Source organism: Streptomyces sp. NPDC017979 (assembly GCF_044328175.1).
GTDB lineage: Bacteria > Actinomycetota > Actinomycetes > Streptomycetales > Streptomycetaceae > Streptomyces.
Genome location: NZ_JBIRGU010000016.1, coordinates 118,044 through 136,153 on the forward strand (window position 1 = coordinate 118,044; position 18,110 = coordinate 136,153).

The following is an 18,110-nucleotide window of genomic DNA, read 5'->3' on the forward strand; positions in this document are numbered from 1 at the left end:
ACCGAGAGCGGGGTCGTGAAAGGAAACGCTCCATGGCCACCCAGGAGTCAGTGACCACCGACGGCGCCAGATCGCCAGGATCCGCCGCCCGGCCGGAGATGAAGCGGGAGTTGACCCGCTACGCCTCCTTCGCCATGGCCTTCGGCTTCGTCTCGATCGCCACCGGCATCTTCACCACCTACGGATCCGTGCTGAACAGCTCCGGTCCGCGCGGCATCTTCGCCTGGCCCATCGCCGTCCTCGGGCAGCTCTCCGTCGCCCTGGTCTTCGGCGCGCTCGCCGCCCGCATCCCCATCAGCGGCTACGCCTACCAGTGGGTCTCCCGCCTGGTGAACCCGGTGTGGGGCTGGATCATGGGGTGGATCTCCTTCTCCTTCCTCGGCGTGGTCGTCGTCGCGGTCGACTACACCATCGCCTCGACGATCCTGCCGGAGCTGTTCCAGTACCAGGGCACCCAGCAGAACGCCTGGGCCATCACCGCCGTGGTCGTCCTCCTCCAGGCCGTCCTGGTGGCCAGTTCGACCCGGGTCACCCACTCCGTCAACAAGACCGCGGTCACCATCCAACTCGTCGGCATGATCGCCCTGACCGTGCTGCTGTTCGTGGTCGGCGGCTTCAGCGGCAAGTTGGACTTCGGCACCCTCTTCCAGACCGCGCCGGTCGCCGAAGCCGGCTACTACAGCCTCGGCACCGCCGGTCACGTCGGCCCCTTCGCCCTCGCCTTCCTCCTCGGCGCCTTCACCATCGTCGGCTTCGAGTCCGCGGCCAACCTGGCGGAGGAGACCCGCGACCCGGCCCGCGTCATCCCCAAGGCCATGGTCCAGGCCGTGCTCTCGCTCGGCGTCCTCGGCTTCCTGTTCCTGATCGCCATCACCGCGCTGATCGAGGACCCGGCGAAGCTCGCCCAGTCGGACACCCCCGTCGCCACCGTCATCACCGCCGTGCTCGGCTCCGGGATCGGCAAGGCGCTCCTCGTCCTCGTGGTGATCTCGATCTTCTCCTGCGGACTGGTCATCACCATGAGCGGCACCCGGCTGGTGTGGGCCATGTCCCGGGACCAGCGCTTCCCCGGCTGGCGGGCGCTGCGCAAGATCCACCCCCGCCGCGGCACCCCGCTGAACGCGACCCTCTTCATCTTCCTCGTCGCCCAGGCGGTCCTGGCGAGCTTCGCGATGACGACCGACGCCCTGTTCTCGCTGTTCTCCGCGGCCACCTTGCTGCCCGCCATCATCTACGCCGGCACCGTCCTGATGTACGTCGTCAAGCGCAAGTCGCTGCCGCCCACCCAGGGCTTCTCGCTGGGCCGCTGGGAGATCCCCGTCATCGTGGTGGCGTCCGTCTGGCTGGTCTACGAGCTGCTGATCTTCCGGGACGCCTCCTTCCGCGACCCCTGGCTGTACGTCCTGGTGCTGTTCGCCCTCGGCGCCGTGTACTTCGCCTTCCTGCTGGTGCGCCGCGGCGTCGCCGGACTCACCATGCCCGACATGGCCGACGTCGACCGGGCGCTCGACGACACCGACGCGAGCCCCGCCCAGGCCACCGTCCCCGCCCCCGCGTCCGCTCCCGCGGACGAAACGACCGAGGTGTCCGACCGATGACCGTCGTCCTCGCCATCGACCAGGGCACGTCCGGCACCAAGGCGATCGTGGTGGACGGCGCCGGCCGCACCCTCACCATCGCCGAGGCCGAACTCCACCCCCGCTACGGCGAGGGCGGCCTGGTCGAGCAGGACCCCGCGGCCCTGCTCGCCTCCGTCCTCGACACCGGGCGGCGCGCCGTCGCCGACGCGGGGCGCCCGATCGACGTGGTCGCGCTCGCCAACCAGGGCGAGACCGTCCTCGCCTGGGACCCGCGCACCGGGGCGCCCCTGTCGGACGCGGTCGTCTGGCAGGACCGCCGGGCCGAGTCCGTCTGCGCGGAACTCGGCGAGCACGCCGAGACGATCGCCGCCCGCACCGGCCTCGTCCTCGACCCGTACTTCTCCGCGCCCAAGATGGCCTGGCTGCGGCGGCACGTCACCACCGAGGGCGTCGTCACCACCGTCGACACCTGGCTGCTGCACCACCTCACCGGAGAGTTCGTCACCGACGCCGCGACCGCCAGCCGCTCCCTGCTGCTCGACATCGACCGGGCCGACTGGGACCGGGAGCTGATCGACCTCTTCGGCCTCGGCGACGAGCGACTGCCCCGCATCGTCGCCTGCGACGAAGTGATCGGCACGACCCGCGCCTTCGGCGGCGAGGTCCCCGTCGCCGGGCTCGTCGTCGACCAGCAGGCCGCCCTGCTGGCCGAAGGGTGCCTGGACGCGGGGCAGGCCAAGTGCACCTTCGGCACCGGCGCCTTCCTGCTCGCCAACACCGGCACTACCGCGGTGCGCTCCACCTCTGGGCTGACCTCGTCCGTCGCCTGGCGGGCCGCCGGCGCCACCCCGTACTGCGTCGACGGCCAGGTCTACACCGCCGCGTCCGCGGTCCGCTGGATCCGCGACCTGGGGTTCATACGGACCGCGAGCGACCTGGACTCCGCGGCGGCCAAGGAGTCCGACGGCACGCTCTGCGTGCCCGCCCTCGCCGGGCTCGCCGCCCCCTGGTGGCGCCCCGACGCCACCGCCACCTTCAGCGGGATGACGCTCTCCACCGGCCCCGGGCACCTGGTGCGCGCCGTCCTCGAAGGCATCGCCGCCCAAGTCGCCACCCTGTGCGACCTGGTGGCCAGCGACCTGGGCGCACCGCTGACCCGGCTGCGCGCCGACGGCGGCCTGACCCGCAGCGCCACCCTGATGCAGGCCCAGGCCGACCTCGCGCAGATGCCGGTGGACGTCTACCCCTCCGCCCACGCCACCCCGCTGGGCGCCGCCGCACTGGCGCGCCTGGCGCTCGACCCGCACCTCACCCTCCGCGAAGCCGTCGGGCAGTGGCAGCCGTCGGCCGTCTACGAACCCGTGTGGTCGGCGGAGCGGGCGGCGCAGTTCCGCAGTACATGGACGGCGGTCGCCGAGACCACCGTCCGCAAGGGAGATCTGACATGAGCAAGACCCCAGGCAGCACCAACGCCCCGGGGACCGATGCCGCCACCGTCCACGACGTCGTCGTGGTCGGCGGCGGGATCGTCGGCGCCGCCATCGCCCGCGACCTCGCGGGCCACGCGGTGACCGTCGCACTGGTCGAAGCCCGGTCCGACGTCGGCGACGGCACCAGCAAGGCCAACACCGCCATCCTGCACACCGGGTTCGACGCGACGCCCGGCACGCTGGAGTCCCGCCTCGTGCAACGCGGCTACGAACTGCTGTCCGACTACGCCCGGGACACCGGCATCCCCGTCGAACACACCGGCGCCGTCCTCGTCGCCTGGAACGACGAGGAACTCGCCGCCCTGCCCGCCCTCAAGAAGAAGGCCGAGGCCAACGGCTACCACGACTGCGCACTCATCGGCCCCGACGAGGTGTACGGGCTCGTGCCCGCCCTCGGCGACGGCGTGCTGGGCGGCCTGACCGTCCCCGACGAGTCCATCATCTGCACCTGGACCACCAATCTCGCCCTCGCCACCGACGCCCGGCGGCGCGGCACCACCGTCCTGGTCGACCACCCCGTCACCGGCGTCACCGTCGGCGAGGACGCCACCACCGTGCACACCGAAGCGGGCCCCGTCCACGGCCGCTGGGTCGTCAACGCCGCCGGCCTCGGCGCCGACCGCATCGACGCCCTCTTCGGACACGAGCGGTTCACCGTCACCCCGCGCCGCGGCGAGCTGTTCGTCTTCGACAAGCTCGCCCGCCCCCTGGTCGACAAGATCGTGCTCCCCGTCCCCACCTCCCGCGGCAAGGGCGTCCTCGTCTCGCCCACCGTGTACGGCAACGTCATGCTCGGCCCCACCTCCGAGGACCTGACCGACCGCGGCGCCACCGGAACCTCCGAGGACGGCTTCGCCTTCCTGCTGGAGAAGGGCGAACGGCTGATGCCGCGCCTCCTCGAAGAGGAGGTCACCGCGACCTACGCCGGACTGCGCGCCGCCATCGACCACCCGGACTACCTCATCGAGGCCGACGCCGACCAGCGCTATCTGCTCGTCGGCGGCATCCGCTCCACCGGCCTGACCGCCGGCATGGCCATCGCCGAACACGTCCGGGGACTGCTCGCCGCCGCCGGCCTCGTCCTCAAGGAGCGCGACGACCTGCCCGCGCCGCCGACCATGCCGTACATCGGCGAAGCGGACACCCGCCCCTACCAGGACGCCGGGAAGATCGCCGCCGACCCCGCGTACGGCGAGGTCGTCTGCTTCTGCGAGCGGGTCACCGCGGGCGAGGTCCGCGACGCCTGCCACGCCGAGCTGCCCGCCCGCACCCTCGAAGGGCTGCGGCGGCGCACCCGCGCCATGAACGGCCGCTGCCAGGGGTTCTTCTGCGGCTCCGCCGTCGAGCAGCTCATGAACGACCACCGCACCAGGCAGGGTTGCACCCGCCCGTGCCACGAGGTGACCTCCCGATGACCGACCAGACCGACCAGCCTGACCAGACCGACCAGCCTGACCAGACCCAGCCGACCACCCCCACCACCACACGGTCCGCCCCCGCGGGACGCACCCTCACCCCGGACGTCCTCGTCATCGGCGCCGGCCCCGCCGGACTCACCGCAGCCACCGCGCTCGCCCCGCGCGTCCCCGGCGACGTCCTCGTCCTCGACCGGGAGAAGGAAGCGGGCGGCATCCCCCGCCACAGCGACCACACCGGCTACGGCCTGCGGGACCTGCACCGCGTCATGACCGGCCCGGCGTACGCCCGGCGCCTCACCGACGCAGCGCTCGCCGCCGGCGCCGTCATCAAGACCCGGGCCACCGTCACCCACTGGGCCGGGGACCTCGCCGTCGACGTCACCAGCCCCGAAGGCCGCCTCCGCGTCGAACCGAAGGCGATCGTGCTCGCCACCGGCGCCCGCGAACGGCCCCGCAGCGCCCGGCGCGTCCCCGGCGACCGGCCGGCCGGCGTCTACACCACCGGACAGCTCCAAAACGCCGTCCACCTCCACCACCAGGACGTCGGCCGGCGCGCGGTCGTCGTCGGCGGCGAACTCGTCAGCTGGTCCGCCGCCGTCACCCTGCGCGAGGCGGGCTGCTCGGTCGCCCTGATGACCAGCCAGTACGAGCGCACCGAGTCGTACGCCGCCTTCGACCTCGGCGGCCGGGCGCTGCTGAAGGTCCCCGTCGCCCACCGCACCCGGCTGGTGCGGATCATCGGCAAGCCCCGCGTCGAAGCCGTGGAGATCGAGCACCTGGACACCGGCCGGCGCCGCACCGTGGAGTGCGACACCGTCGTCTTCACCGGCGACTGGATCCCGGACCACGAACTGGTCCGCAGCGGCGGCCTCGACCTCGACCCCGGCACCCTCGGCCCCCTCGTCGACACCGCGCTGCGCACCAGCCGCCCCGGCGTCTTCGCCGCCGGCAACCTGCTGCACCCGGTGGACACCGCCGACGTCGCCGCCATCGACGGCCGGCACGTCGCCGACCAGGTCGCGTCCTGGCTCGCGTCCGGCGGCGCCCCCGCCACGGCGGCCCCGGTGCGGCTGCTCGCCGACGCCCCCCTGCGCTGGGTCTCACCGGGGCTGCTGCGCCCCGGCGACCCGGCGCCGCCGCGCCGTCGACTGCTGCTGTGGACGGACGAGTTCGTCCGCGTGCCGCACGTCACCGTGCGCCAGCAGGGCCGGGTCCTCGCCGAACGCCGCCTCGCCTGGCCGGCCGCGCCCGGGCGGATGTTCCGCGTCCCGTGGTCCGTACTGCGCGGGGTCAGCCCGCACGGCGGTCCGGTCACCCTCGGGGTGCGCTGACCGCAGCCGTGGTGCCCGCCCGGCGGCCGCCGGGCGGGCACCCCTTCAGCGATCCCGGACGACGATGCCGAGCGTCTGGGCGAACAGCGGGGCGAAGTCCAGCAGTTGGCCCGTGCTGATCGTGGCGCCCTTCAGGGACTCCACTCCGGCGCTGATGCCCAGGCGGTCCGCGTCCCGCAGGTCCACGTCCTTCATCCGCGCCTGCGGGAAGCGGGCGTCCTCCAGGGCGGAGCCGGGGAAGGAGACCCGGGTCAACTCGGCGCCGGCGAAGTCGACGTCCCGCAGCAGGCAGTCGACGAAGGTGACGTCCCGCAACGTCGTGGACCGCAGGTTCACCGAGTCCAGCTTGCACTGGTGGAAGGTGACCCGGTGCAGTTGCGAGCCGAACATCTCCAGCCCGGCGAGCGAGCCCGCGACCACCTCCGTGTCCATCCAATGGGTGTCGACCAGGTCCGTGGCGACGAAGCGCACGGTGTGCATCCAGACGTCGTTGAAGCGCGCCCGGCGCATCCGCCCGCCGGTGAACACCGTCGACGTCAGTGCGGACTCGGTGAAGCGCACGGCGCCGCCGTCGAACGCGTCGTAGCTGCCCCCGTCCACATGGACGCAGTCCAGGTCGTCCTCCACGTGCAACTCGCCGTCGAGCGGCCGCAGGTGTGCCGCGTAAGGCAGTTCGGACAGGGTGCGGGGTGCGGGCATGACGGGGCCTCACAAGGGCTCGGCTCACAAGACGGGGGCAGCGCGGGCACCAGCGCGCGGTGCCACCGGCGGCGTTGCCCACCGCCTCGGCGCGCCGCTCACGTTACCCCAGGTCAGAGCGGTGAAAAAGCGCATCTTCAAGGTTTCCGACAGGGTGCCGAGACGGCCTTCGGCGGGGCCTTGCGCGGCCTTTTCGGCGTTGCTTGACGGGTGGCATTCCGGGGGTGCGCGTTCGTCGCCCACAAGGGCGTGTGGCCGTTTTGGATCCTGTGGGTGTCGGATGGGGCGCAAAGGACTTCGGGCCCGGCCGGTCGGCCCGCCGCGCGGGACCTGTGGGGCCCGCCGCGCGGGACCTGTGGGGGTGCGGGCCGGGACCTCGTGCCCCTCGCACGCGCGCGCACGAGCGCCCATGCTGGAGAGCGGGATCACCGACGATCCCGCCCGTTCCAGGAGGTGTGCAGCATGCCCAGCACCAGCACCAGGCCCGTCACCGTGGGCCTCGACGGCTCCCGCGAGAGCCTGGCCGCCGCCGAGTGGGCGGCCCGGGAGGCCGTCCTGCGCGGACTGCCGCTGAAACTGGTCAACGTCTGGGAGCCGGTGCCGATGGCCGCCCGGGCCACCTTCCTCGGCGTGGAGAGCCAGCAGCACTGGGTCGAGCGGGTGCCCCGCGAGGCGGCCGAAGGGGTGCGGGCCCGCCACGGCGACGTGGACGTCACCATCGACCAGCTCACCGGCCGCCCCGGGGACGTGCTGCCGAAGGTCGCCGACGAGTCGGCGCTCCTCGTGCTCGGCTCGCGCGGACTGAGCGGCTTCGGCGGCTTCCTCGTCGGCTCCGTCGGGCAAGCCGTCCTCGCCACCGCCCAGAGCCCCCTGGTCTTCGTCCGCGCCCCGGAGGAAGGTGCCGACGAGGCGACCGGCGACGGGGGCGCGGGGACCGTCGTCCTCGGCCTGGACGCCAACGAGCCCGACGACGCCCTGATCCGCTACGCCTTCGAGGACGCCGAACGCCGCGGCGCCGCGCTGCGCGTGGTGCACGCCTGGTCGCTGCCGCCCTACTTCGCCTACGGACTGCCGCCGGACCCGGTGCTCGACGCCGAGTTGGAGAAGCAGGAGACCGCCACCCTCAAGGAGGTGCTGGCTCCTTGGCGGGCCAAGCACCCGGGCGTCGCGGTCGACGAGGCGCCCACGGTCGGCAAGACCGCGGACGTGCTGGTCGCGGCGGCGGAGGGGGCGGCGCTGCTGGTCGTGGGCCGCCGCATCCGCAAGGCGGCGTTCGGCGGCCGCATCGGCTCCGTCGCCCACGCCGTGCTCCACCACGCCACCTCCCCGGTCGCGGTCGTCCCCCACGCCTGACCAGCGCCTCGGCCCCGCCCGGCCGGGACGCCGTTGCCCTCGCGGGCACGGCCCGCTGGTGGGCCGGTCGCGCGGTTCCCCGCGCCCCTGTGGTGCTTCAGCCATCACGTGTCTGCGGGCTGGAGGTGGGGGTTTTGGGGGCGCGGGGAACTGCGCGATCAGCCCACCACCGGGGCGCGGGCGCCGTCACGGCGCTCCCGCGCCCGCAGGGGCGACCGCTCTCAGCCGTCGCCGTCACGCATACGGCCGTATCCTGGACCGGACGGCCGTACGCCCACGAGCACGGCACGACACGGCCGCAGACCGCAAACCGCAGTCGTCGACGAACCGGACCCGCCATGGCGAAGCTCCGCACCGCACTCGTGACGCTCGCGGCAACGCTCCTCGCCCTCCTCGCCACGTGCACCACCGCACGCGCCGCCGCCGACGCCGTGGAGCCGCGCGAAGGACCGCCCGTGGCTCTTGCGCCGTCCGTGCCCCGTACGGACGAAACGAGCGTCAACGCCGCCGTGACGATCCCCGCCATCGGCGTCGACGACCTCACCGTGGTGCCGTACGAGGGCACCACCGACGACCTCGCCGGCACCCGCATCCAGGACCGCGGGGTCGCCGCCAGCCCGCGCGGCGACACCGGGGGAGTGGGCCCGGGGGAGATCGGGAACTACCTGGTCACCGCCCATCGGCTGAGCGCCGGCGGCCCGCTGCACGACCTCCCGGCGCTGCGCGCGGGCGACGTGGTGACCGTAGTCGAGGACGGCCGCACCTACCGCTACGAGATCACCGAGACCCGCTGGACCTCCTTCCGCTCCGCACCGTCCCTCGCCGAACAGCGCGCCGCGGTACCCGGCCACCCCGATGAGCGCCCCACCCGGGCGATGATCACCCTGTCGACGTGCGCCACGCCGGAGGACGACGCCGCGGGCAACCACTGGCGCGACGAGTTGGGCAACCCCGAACACCGCATCGACAAGGTCGGCGTGCTGATCGAGGACTGACGGGCCGGTCCCCGGGCGCCCGGTCGACGGCGGTGGCCGGAGGCGGTCACCCCGCGACCCAGGCGAGGAGTTCGTCCGCACCCCAGGTGTTGATCACCCGCTCGGCGGGCACCCCGGCCCGCTCCGCCCGGGCGCAGCCGATGATCTGCCAGTCGAGCTGGCCGGGGGCGTGCGCGTCGGTGTCGACGGCGAAGTGGACGCCCGCCCCCACCGCCTGCTCCAACAGCCGCATCGGCGGATCGAGCCGCTCGGGGCGGCTGTTGATCTCGACGGCGGTGCCGGACCCGGCGCACGCCGCGAACACCTCGGCGGCGTCGAAGCGGGACTCCGGCCGGGTGCCGCTGGTCGTCGACCGGCCCCGACGGACGTGCTCCCGGCCGATCAGCAGCCGTCCGGTGCAGTGCCCGAGCACGTCCACCAGCGGGTTCTGCACGGCCTTGACCATCCGTCGGGTCATCTGCGCCGCGTCCATCCGCAACTCCGAGTGGACCGAGGCCACCACCACGTCCAACGCGTCGAGGAGCGCGGGGTCCTGGTCGAGGGAGCCGTCGGGGAGGATGTCGCACTCGATGCCGGTCAGCAGCCTGAAGGGCGCCCAGTGGCGGTTCAGCTCGGCGACCACCGCCAGTTGCTCGCGCAGCCGCCCCGCGTCCAGCCCGCGGGCCACCGTCAGCCGCGGCGAGTGGTCCGTGAGCACCGCCCAGTCGTGACCGAGGGCGATCGCCGTACGGCCCATCTCCTCGATCGGGCTGCCGCCGTCGGACCAGTCCGAGTGCAGGTGGCAGTCGCCGCGCAGCAGCGCGCGCAACCGCACGCCGCCGTCCGCGAGCGGCGCAGCGGACTCCTCCTCCAACTGGCGCAGGTACTCCGGCACCTCGCCGGCGACGGCCTGGGCGACCACCCGCGCCGTCTTCGGACCGATGCCCTTGACCGACTCCAGCGAGCGCGGGGAGGCGGCCCGGCGCCGCACCTCCTCGGGCGACATCCGGGCCACCAGGGCGGAGGCGGTGCGAAAGGCCCGTACCCGGTACGTCTCCGCCCGGGCGCGCTCCAACAAGAACGCCACCCTGTCCAGCGCCTCCACGGGGTCCATCGCCCACTCCCTCACCCGCCGCCCGTCACGCCCTGGCCCCGCGCTGCGGTCGCGCCGCCCGGGGCACGTCCCACTCTCGCCCCGGACGGTGCCCGCGGCACGCCGGGCCGGCCCCGGAGCGTTCGCCCGGACGGGTCATCGAAGCGTCGCGTTCGTCCGAACATCCGGCCCCGTCCGTGCCTCCAACGGCCTCAGCGGGCACTCCGGTCGTATGAGTCACTTGCACCGTGCCGTGGGCCGTGGGGGCTGAACGGCGCCCGCCGACGGTGCGTTCCACCGTGCGGGCGGGCACGGACTTCGTACGCAAGCACTACCGGGACCCGGTCGTCGGCCAGACGTTGCGCTCGACCGCCGCGGCCACCATCGCGTACGTCGTCGCGCTGTGGCTCAGCAGCGAACCGGCCCCGCTCACCGCCCCGCTCACCGCGCTGCTGGTCGTCCAGGTCACCCTGTACTCCACGCTCACCACCGGCGTACGCCGGGTGAACGCGGTGGTGGCGGGGGTGCTGATCGCCAGCGCCTTCAGCCTGTGGGTGGGGCTGAGCTGGTGGAGCCTCGGCCTGATCATCCTGCTGTCGCTGGTCGTCGGGTACATGGTGCGGGTCAGCGAGTTCGTGCCCGAGGTCGCGATCAGCGCGATGCTCGTCCTCGGCGTCACCCGGGTGGCCGACACCGCGTGGGACCGGGTCCTGGAAACGCTCATCGGCGCGGTGGTGGGGCTGCTGTTCAACGTGGTCTTCGTGCCGCCGGTGTGGGTGAGCACCGCAGGCGAGTCCATCGAGGGCCTGGCCCGGCGCATGCGGCTGCTGCTGCTCGACATCGGGGAGGAGCTGAGCACCCCCACCACGGTGGCGACGGCCGCCGCCCGGTTGCACGAGGCGCGCCGGCTCGACGACGACGTGGCCGACGTGGACGAGGCGCTGCGACAGGCGGAGGACAGCCTCAGGCTCAACCCGAGGGTGCGGGAGGGACTGCTGAACCGGGTGGTGCTGCGGACCGGGTTGGACACCCTGGAGATCTGCGCCGTCGTGCTGCGGGTGCTCGCCCGGACCATGACGGACCTGGCGAAGGAACACGGCGACGAGGGGCTCTTCCCGCGGGAGACCACCGGGCGTGCGTTGGAGGAACTGCTGGCCCACGTAGCGGACGCGCTGGTCGACTTCGCCGTACTGGTCACCACTCAGGTCAGCGAGGACGCCCAGGAGGCGGAGGAGCGGCTCGCGCGCGGCCTGGAGGACGCCGCCGCCAGCCGGGAGCGGGCGGCCGGGCTGCTGCTCGCGGGGGTGCGCAGCGATCCGCGCGACTGGCAGTTGCAGGGCGCGCTGCTCACCGAGATCGACCGCATCCTCGCCGAACTCGACCCCGAGCACCGTTCGCGGCGGCTGATGGAGGAGTTGGACCGCCGGGTACAGCAGGAGCGGGAGAGGTTCCCGCGGATCGCCGCGGCCCGGCAGTGGCTCGGCGAGCGGCGCCGGACCCGGTCGGGGCCCACGACCCACGGCGACGGCGGGTGAGCGCCGGAAGGCGTACGCGCCGGGCGACGAGCGGGGGCACGGGTCACGCGTGCGTGGTGATGGTGAACAGCGCCCCGTCCGGATCGCGTACGGTCGCCTCCCGCGCCCCTTCGAACGTGGTGTGCCGCTCCAGGACCGTGCCCCCGTGCTCCACGGCGGCATCCGCCGTGGCGTCCACGTCCTCCACCGGGAAGTGCACGTCCCACCGCGGCCGCAGCGTCGGGTCGGCGGCGGCGCCCGTGGCGCCGGAGCTGAGCCGGGCCAGCACCCGACCGAGGCTCACCAACACGACCTCGTCGTTCTCGAAGCCCACGTCGCAGCAGCCGGGGCGCTCGTTCGCCCAGTCCAGCACCTCGCCGTAGAAGATCGCCGCGTCGAAGGCGTTGCGGGTGCGCAGCAGCAGCCAGGCGGGCGCGTCCTTGTGGCCCGACTGCCAGTCGGGGATCAGCGCGCCCTCCCAGATCCCGAACACGGCGCCGTCGCGGTCCGCGGCCAGCGCACCGCGCCCCAGCGAGAACGCGAGCGGCCCGACGGCGACCGTGCCGCTGCGCTCCCGGATCCGGGCCGCCGCCACGTCGGCGTCCTTGGTGGCGAAGTAGGGCGTCCAGGCCACGGCCACCTGGAGGCGGGGGGCGAGCGCCCCGATCCCGGCGACGGGCGAACCGTCCCGCACGGCCACCGCGAATTCGTCGCCGAGCCGGCCCTTGCGGAACTCCCACCCGAGGACGGCCCCGTAGAAGTGCTGCGAGGCGCCGAGGTCCCGGGCCATGAGACTGACCCAGCACGGCGCGCCGAACTTGTGGGCGCTCGACGTCATGCCCGGCACGGTGGGTGGTCGTCGCGTCTCGTTGTCCATGGCCCTCGTGTCCCTGAGTCCTGCGGAGCCCGCCGCGGCAGCCCACAGCGCGCGGCCGGCACCGGCACGCTCCCCATCCTGCGCCCGCCGGACCCGGGACGCGAGTCGCGCTCGCTCCACGTGGTCGCGGAGGCACACAGCGCGCCCCGGGTTGCGCCCCGGCCGGAGAAGGGGCCGGATGGTCACACCACGCGGTACCAGGCACGACGGAGCACGGAAGGAGCCGGGCTGCCATGACACGGGCCGACGACCAGCACCGGGGCATCGACGCCGCCCGCCTCGGCGAGCACGCGCTGATCCGCGAACTGGAGAACATCCACCGCAGCCGCCACGACACCCTGCTGCACGGCTCCGCCGATGCGCTGGCCGTCCACACCGCCCGGATGGCGGAGCTGGAGGCGGAGTATCTGCGCCGCCACCCCGACCGCCAGGTCGCCGCGGCCCGCACCCGCGAGGGCGCCCGCGCCCGCGATGCGCAGCGCTGACGCCCTCCGGGCGGGACGGCGGCCGTCGGCCCCGTCGACTGCGCCGACTCCGACGGCCCCGACGGCGACGCGCGGTGGGTTACGTTTTGCTGCCCTGCGCGTCGAACATCGCCTTCACGCTGTCACCGAAGTACGAGCTGGCGTTCCAGCCCCCGGTCTTCGTTATGGTGCTGGTGACCCCGTTGACGTGCCCCAACTGCGTGGAGTTGTTGTAGCCGTGCAGCCAGGGGCCGCCGCTGGAGCCGCCGCCGAAGTTGCACTGGATCTCGACCTTGCCGTCGTTCCAGGCGACGCGGCGCGTGGTCCCCTTGCAGTACCACTGGACCTCGCCCTTGTCGTGGTTCCCCGGGTAGCCGAAGATGGTGCGCGCCTCGCTGCGCCCGTGGTTCCACGCCAGGCCGTGACCACCGGTCACGTTCACGATCTTCTTGCCCGCCCGGGGCAGGAGCGTGACCATGGCGACGTCCCAGTCCCAGTTCGAGTCGTCGATCCAGCCCTTGAACGTCCGGAACTGCTTCGCCGAGAACGTGCCGTAGGGGCGGCTGCCCTTGTGGTAGGCGGGGACGTACGTCCAGTTCGTCATCCACTTGCCGGCGGTCGAGCCGTTGCCGCCGGTGTTGACGCAGTGCCCCGCGGTGATCACCATCTGCTTGGACGGGCTGTTGATGGCGCTCGCCGAACACACGTAGTCGCGACCGTTCGTGGGCTTGCGGAAGAAGACCTTCCCCGCAGTGGCGGCGCGGTCGACCGCCAGCGAGCCGTCCCGCACGGGCGGTTGCTCGGGCGCAGCCGGCGGAGCCTCGCCCGGCTGGCCCGCGGGCTCGTCCGGACCGGGCGGCGGCTGACCCTCGGACGGCGGCGCCTCGACCGGGATCGCGTTCGCCATCCGCTCGGGGGTCCAGTACGCCTCGACGCTCGCGGCTTCCGCTTCCGATGCGACGGGTGTTCCGTCGGCCAGTTGTGAGGTGACGCCAATGGTCGTGGAACTCACGGCGGACGGTGGGGCTCCGCCCGGCTGCGCGGCCGACGGCTGACCGATCGCGGTCACCACGAGAGCGGCGGCCAATGCGGGGAAAATGATGCGGCTAGTTCTGCTCACTGAGATTCATCCTTGGTCCGGCGCAGGCATGCCGGCGGAGCGTCGACGGCATGGTGCTGCGCCCTGAGACGTGGTGGTCAGTGGTGCGGTATCAGCAGTGATCACTGAGGTGCCGGCAGCCTAACGAGGTTCAGTGCGGCCGCAGTTCGAAAGAGCTCTCGTAATATTCGGTGAAAGGCCGTCAGGGAATGTGCGGGGCATGTTTTTTCTTCATCTCATTCGCGTTTAGCCGCCGTTCGGCGGTGTCGCGAAAAGAAGGGGCATCCCGGATTCAGGCGCCGGCAAGGAGGAGGAGATCACCGGGTGATCGTTCGCGGACGTAGGGCATTTGCTCGCGAGAAATCACCGGGGGGTGCCGTTTATTTCGGACTCCGGCGGGGTCGCACCCGAACGCCTGCCGCGCCGCACCCGCGGATCACGCGTCGTACACGAACACGACGGCACGCGTTCCGCGCCGGGACGGTGGCAGGGGGCGGCGTGCTGGGTACATTCACCGCGGCGCCGTCGCCCCCACCCGCCAGGACGGCGCCGCCTGCGTGCTCAAACCAGCCGTCACCCAGGAGACGTTGTGGCCCGAGGCAGAGCGACCAGACGCACCCTCCGTCCCGTGGCGACCGTGTTCGCGGCCCTCGCCGCGACCGTGGCCGGGACCCTCACTCCAGCCGTCGCCGACTCCACCACCGACCCCAGGCCCCGTACCGCCGCCGAAGTCCTGCGGCCGGTGGCCCCACCGCCCGCCAGCAACCCCGGCGGTCTCGCGCCCGCACCGCCGGGCGCCCCCCGTGCGACGGACGCCGAGGGCATCGAGACCGCAAGGGAATCACGGCCCGTCGCGCCGGGCATGACGCTCACCTCGTACGACCGGCTCGAAGCCCGCGCCTGGCTGCGCGTCGACACCCTCTCCGTCGACCTCGGCAAGGGCGCGGGGTCGGGCGCGGGCTCGACGGGGGTCGACTACCTCTCCACCGGAAAGGTCGCCGACCGCGCACCGCTGAGCCGGCTGGCGGCGGAGCACGACCCCGGGCCCGGGCGGCGCACCGTCGCCGCCGTGAACGCCGACTTCTTCGACATCAACCAGACCGGTGCGCCGCTCGGCCCCGGCATCCGCGACGGTGCGCTCACCCAGTCGCCCGCCCCCGGCGCCCACCGCGCCGTCGGCTTCGGCCCCGGCGCCGCCGGCCGGGTGCTTGAGCTGTACTTCGACGGCTCCCTCACCCTGCCGTCCGGCTCCGGCCCGCTCGCCGCGTACAACGCGGCCAACGTGCCCGCCGACGGTGTCGGCGCCTACACCTCCGCCTGGGGCACGGCCGACCGGGCGCTGACCGTCGACGGCGCCGGTTCCCGCGCTGAAGTCGCCGTACGCGAGGGCCGCGTCGTCTCCGTCACCGACCGCCCCGGCAGCGGGCCGATCGCCGACGACACCACCGTGCTGCTCGGCCGGGAGGCCGGCGCCGAACGGCTCGCCGCCCTCCGCCCGGGCGACCCGGTGTCCCTGGCGTACCGACCGCGCACCGACGGCGGCCCCCTGCCGCGCACCGCCGTCGGCGGCCGGGAACTCCTCGTCGTCGACGGTGCGGCCGTCAGCCACGAGGGCGCGCCCAACAACACCGCCGCGCCCCGCACCGCCGTCGGCTTCTCCCGCGACGGCACGACCATGCAGATCGTCACCGTCGACGGGCGGCAGGCCGACAGCGGCGGCGTCACCCTCACCGAACTGGGCCGGATGCTCCAGCGCGCCGGCGCCCACAGCGCACTCAACCTCGACGGCGGCGGCTCCTCCACCCTGCTGGCCCGCGCCCCCGGCAGCGACGCCCTCCAGGTCGAGAACAGCCCGTCCGACGGCAGCGAACGGCCCGTGCCCAACGGCCTGGCGCTCACCGCCCCCGACGGCAGCGGCCGGCTCCACGGCTACCGGGTCACCACCCGTACGCCCCCGCTCGCCGCGCCCACCGCCGCATCCGTCAGGGGCGGCCGACCTGACCGGGTCTTCCCCGGGCTGACCCGCGCGCTCACCGCCGCCGGGTACGACGAGACGTACGGGCCCGCCGCCGGCGCCCCCGCCTGGCGCACGAGCGCCCCGGCCGTCGGCACCGTCGACCGCGCCGGCGTCTTCCGCGCCGGCCGCAGCGGCACCGTCACCGTCCGTGCCCAGCGCGGCGCCGCCGACGGCAGCATCCCGCTGACCGTGCTCGGCCCGCTCGTCCGCGTCGAGCCCACCACCCGCCGGGTGTCCCTCGCCGACGCCGACGCCACCGGCAGCTTCGGACTCGTCGGCCGCGACGCCCAGGGCAACAGCGCGCCCGTCGAGCCCGCCGACGTACGCCTCGACTACGACCGGCAACTCTTCACCGTCACCGACGACGGCGCGGGCTCCTTCACCGTCACCTCCCGCACCGGCACCGGCGCGGGCCGCATCACCGCCACCGTCGGCGCCACCACCACCGCCCTCGCGGTCAGCGTGGGCCTGGCCGAACAGCCCGTGACCGGTTTCGACGACGCCGCCGACTGGAAGTTCAGCCAGGCCCGCGCCGACGGATCCGTGGCCGCGACCGACGCCGGGCACACCGGCACCGGCTTGGAGCTGCGCTACGACTTCACCCGCTCCACGGCGACCCGCGCCGCCTACGCCAGCCCGCCCGGCCGCATCGAGGTGCCCGGCCAGCCCCAGTCCTTCACCCTCTGGATCAACGGCGACGGCAACGGAGCCTGGCCCACCCTGCACCTGAAGGACGCCGCCGGCTCCGACCAGTTGCTGCGCGGCCCGTACGTCACCTGGACCGGCTGGCGGAAGGTCACCTTCGCCGTCCCGCCGGCAGCCGCGACCCCGCTCGCCGTCCACCGCTTCTACCTCGCCGAGACCGCCGCCACCCGGCAGTACACCGGGAAGGTCGTCGTCGACTCGCTCACCGCCCAGGTCCCGCCCTCCGTCGACCTGCCCGCACCGCCGCGGCCCGTCGATCCGCTCGTCGACTCCGCCGCGGTGACGGGGGAGCGGGACTGGCGGTTCGCGGTGATGTCGGACGCCCAGTTCGTGGCGCGCGCCCCGGACAGCGACATCGTCCGCCAGGCGCGGCGCACCCTGCGCGAGGTCCGGGCCGCGCGCCCCGACTTCCTGGTGGTCAACGGAGACCTCGTCGACGAGGGCTCGCCCGAGGACCTGGCGTTCGCCCGGCGCGTGCTGACCGAGGAGCTCGGCACCGCAGTGCCCTGGTACTACGTGCCCGGCAACCACGAGGTCATGGGCGGCCGGATCGACAACTTCACCGCCGAGTTCGGCGCGCCGTCCCGCACCTTCGACCACCGCGGCACCCGGATCGTCACCCTCGACACCTCCAGCCTGTCGCTGCGCGGCGGCGGCCTCGCGCAACTGCGGAACCTGCGGGCGGCACTCGACGGCGCGGCGCGCGACGAGGACATCGGCTCCGTGCTGGTCGTCCAGCACGTGCCGCCGCGCGACCCCACCCCGCAGCAGGGCAGCCGGCTCGGCGACCGCAAGGAGGCGGCGCTGATCGAGGGCTGGCTCGCGGACTTCCGCCGCACCACCGGCAAGGGCGCCGGCTTCGTCGGCAGCCACGTCGGCGTCTTCCACGCCGACCGCGTCGACGCCGTGCCGTACCTGATCAACGGCAACGCGGGGAAGTCCCCGGCCGCCCCTGCCGCGGACGGCGGTTTCACCGGCTGGTCCCTCGTCGGGGTCGACCGGGTGTCCGCAGCCGAAGCGCGGGCGGCCCGCGGCCGGCCCTGGAGCGCCGGCCCCGACTGGCTGTCCGTGCAGACCAGGGCCCACGTCGACGCCCTCGCGCTCGACGCCCCCGCGGCGCTGCCCACCGGCAGCACCGCCCGGGTGCGGGCCACGGTGACCCAAGGGACGCGCACCGTCCCGGTGGGCTTCCCGATGAGCGTCGACTGGACGGCGTCGAAGAACGTCCACATCGCCTCCGGGGCGGCGGGCCGGCCGCGCTCGGTCGGCGCCGCCGTGGCCGTCTTCGACCCGGCCACGGGCCGGCTCACCGCGCTGCGAGCGGGCACGATCACCCTCGCGGTGACCGTCTCAGGACAGCGTCGACAGGCCGAGGTCCCCATCGCGGACGCGGCCCCCGCCGGCCGTCGCGGAGCCGACCGACCGCGGCCCGTCACCGCGCCCGCCGGTAGGTGACGCCGCTCCGGTCACCCTGCCCGCGGCCCTTCGCCATGCGG

The 18,110-nt window shown here is 73.9% G+C and carries 13 protein-coding genes; 9 read left to right on the forward strand and 4 right to left on the reverse strand.

Annotated elements, in window-relative coordinates:
* Positions 1-32: 32 nt before the first annotated feature.
* The 4 genes from ACH4E8_RS31015 to ACH4E8_RS31030 are packed head-to-tail and all read left to right on the forward strand — an operon-like array spanning position 33 to position 5,819.
* A complete protein-coding gene (locus ACH4E8_RS31015; protein ID WP_398454618.1) occupies positions 33-1,598 on the forward strand; it encodes an APC family permease in 1,566 nt (521 codons plus the stop codon).
* Positions 1,595-3,028 (forward strand): FGGY family carbohydrate kinase, encoded by a 1,434-nt coding sequence (locus tag ACH4E8_RS31020; RefSeq protein WP_398454620.1) that lies wholly within the window; start codon positions 1,595-1,597, stop codon positions 3,026-3,028. Before ACH4E8_RS31015 ends, ACH4E8_RS31020 begins: the two co-directional genes overlap by 4 nt.
* The gene (locus tag ACH4E8_RS31025; protein ID WP_398454623.1) at positions 3,025-4,485 is read left to right on the forward strand and encodes an NAD(P)/FAD-dependent oxidoreductase; all 1,461 of its coding nucleotides are present in this window, start codon (positions 3,025-3,027) and stop codon (positions 4,483-4,485) included. The genes ACH4E8_RS31020 and ACH4E8_RS31025 overlap by 4 nt, the downstream gene beginning before the upstream one ends.
* Positions 4,482-5,819 (forward strand): NAD(P)/FAD-dependent oxidoreductase, encoded by a 1,338-nt coding sequence (locus tag ACH4E8_RS31030; RefSeq protein WP_398454626.1) that lies wholly within the window; start codon positions 4,482-4,484, stop codon positions 5,817-5,819. Before ACH4E8_RS31025 ends, ACH4E8_RS31030 begins: the two co-directional genes overlap by 4 nt.
* Before the next feature lie 45 nt (positions 5,820-5,864).
* Here the strand turns inward: ACH4E8_RS31030 and ACH4E8_RS31035 are convergent, their stop codons facing one another.
* Positions 5,865-6,518: a pentapeptide repeat-containing protein gene (locus tag ACH4E8_RS31035; RefSeq protein WP_398454628.1), complete on the reverse strand. Its 654-nt coding sequence runs from the start codon at positions 6,516-6,518 to the stop codon at positions 5,865-5,867.
* A gap of 462 nt (positions 6,519-6,980) precedes the next feature.
* Between ACH4E8_RS31035 and ACH4E8_RS31040 the strand changes: the two genes are divergently transcribed.
* Positions 6,981-7,871 (forward strand): universal stress protein, encoded by an 891-nt coding sequence (locus ACH4E8_RS31040; RefSeq protein ID WP_398454630.1) that lies wholly within the window; start codon positions 6,981-6,983, stop codon positions 7,869-7,871.
* A gap of 338 nt (positions 7,872-8,209) precedes the next feature.
* A complete protein-coding gene (locus ACH4E8_RS31045; RefSeq protein WP_398454632.1) occupies positions 8,210-8,866 on the forward strand; it encodes a class E sortase in 657 nt (218 codons plus the stop codon).
* Between the two features lie 46 nt (positions 8,867-8,912).
* On the opposite strand, the gene ACH4E8_RS31050 is transcribed toward ACH4E8_RS31045, so the two are convergent.
* Positions 8,913-9,959 (reverse strand): PHP domain-containing protein, encoded by a 1,047-nt coding sequence (locus ACH4E8_RS31050; RefSeq protein WP_398454634.1) that lies wholly within the window; start codon positions 9,957-9,959, stop codon positions 8,913-8,915.
* Between the two features lie 266 nt (positions 9,960-10,225).
* Between ACH4E8_RS31050 and ACH4E8_RS31055 the strand changes: the two genes are divergently transcribed.
* Positions 10,226-11,473, forward strand: a complete 1,248-nt coding sequence (locus ACH4E8_RS31055) for an aromatic acid exporter family protein (protein WP_398454636.1) — start codon at positions 10,226-10,228, stop codon at positions 11,471-11,473.
* A gap of 43 nt (positions 11,474-11,516) precedes the next feature.
* On the opposite strand, the gene ACH4E8_RS31060 is transcribed toward ACH4E8_RS31055, so the two are convergent.
* Positions 11,517-12,290: a VOC family protein gene (locus ACH4E8_RS31060; RefSeq protein ID WP_398454639.1), complete on the reverse strand. Its 774-nt coding sequence runs from the start codon at positions 12,288-12,290 to the stop codon at positions 11,517-11,519.
* A gap of 272 nt (positions 12,291-12,562) precedes the next feature.
* Here ACH4E8_RS31060 and ACH4E8_RS31065 point away from each other — a divergent pair, with 272 nt between their 5' ends.
* On the forward strand, positions 12,563-12,814 hold the full coding sequence (locus tag ACH4E8_RS31065) for a DUF6158 family protein (RefSeq protein ID WP_398454641.1): 252 nt from the start codon (positions 12,563-12,565) through the stop codon (positions 12,812-12,814).
* Positions 12,815-12,893: 79 nt separating this feature from the next.
* Here the strand turns inward: ACH4E8_RS31065 and ACH4E8_RS31070 are convergent, their stop codons facing one another.
* Positions 12,894-13,805 carry a trypsin-like serine peptidase gene (locus tag ACH4E8_RS31070; RefSeq protein WP_398454644.1) on the reverse strand — a complete coding sequence of 304 codons (912 nt, stop codon included), beginning with the start codon at positions 13,803-13,805 and terminating at the stop codon, positions 12,894-12,896.
* Between the two features lie 724 nt (positions 13,806-14,529).
* On the opposite strand from ACH4E8_RS31070, the gene ACH4E8_RS31075 reads away from it, so the two are divergent.
* Complete coding sequence (locus ACH4E8_RS31075; RefSeq protein ID WP_398454705.1) at positions 14,530-18,069, forward strand: phosphodiester glycosidase family protein; 3,540 nt, start codon at positions 14,530-14,532, stop codon at positions 18,067-18,069.
* Positions 18,070-18,110: the final 41 nt, after the last annotated feature.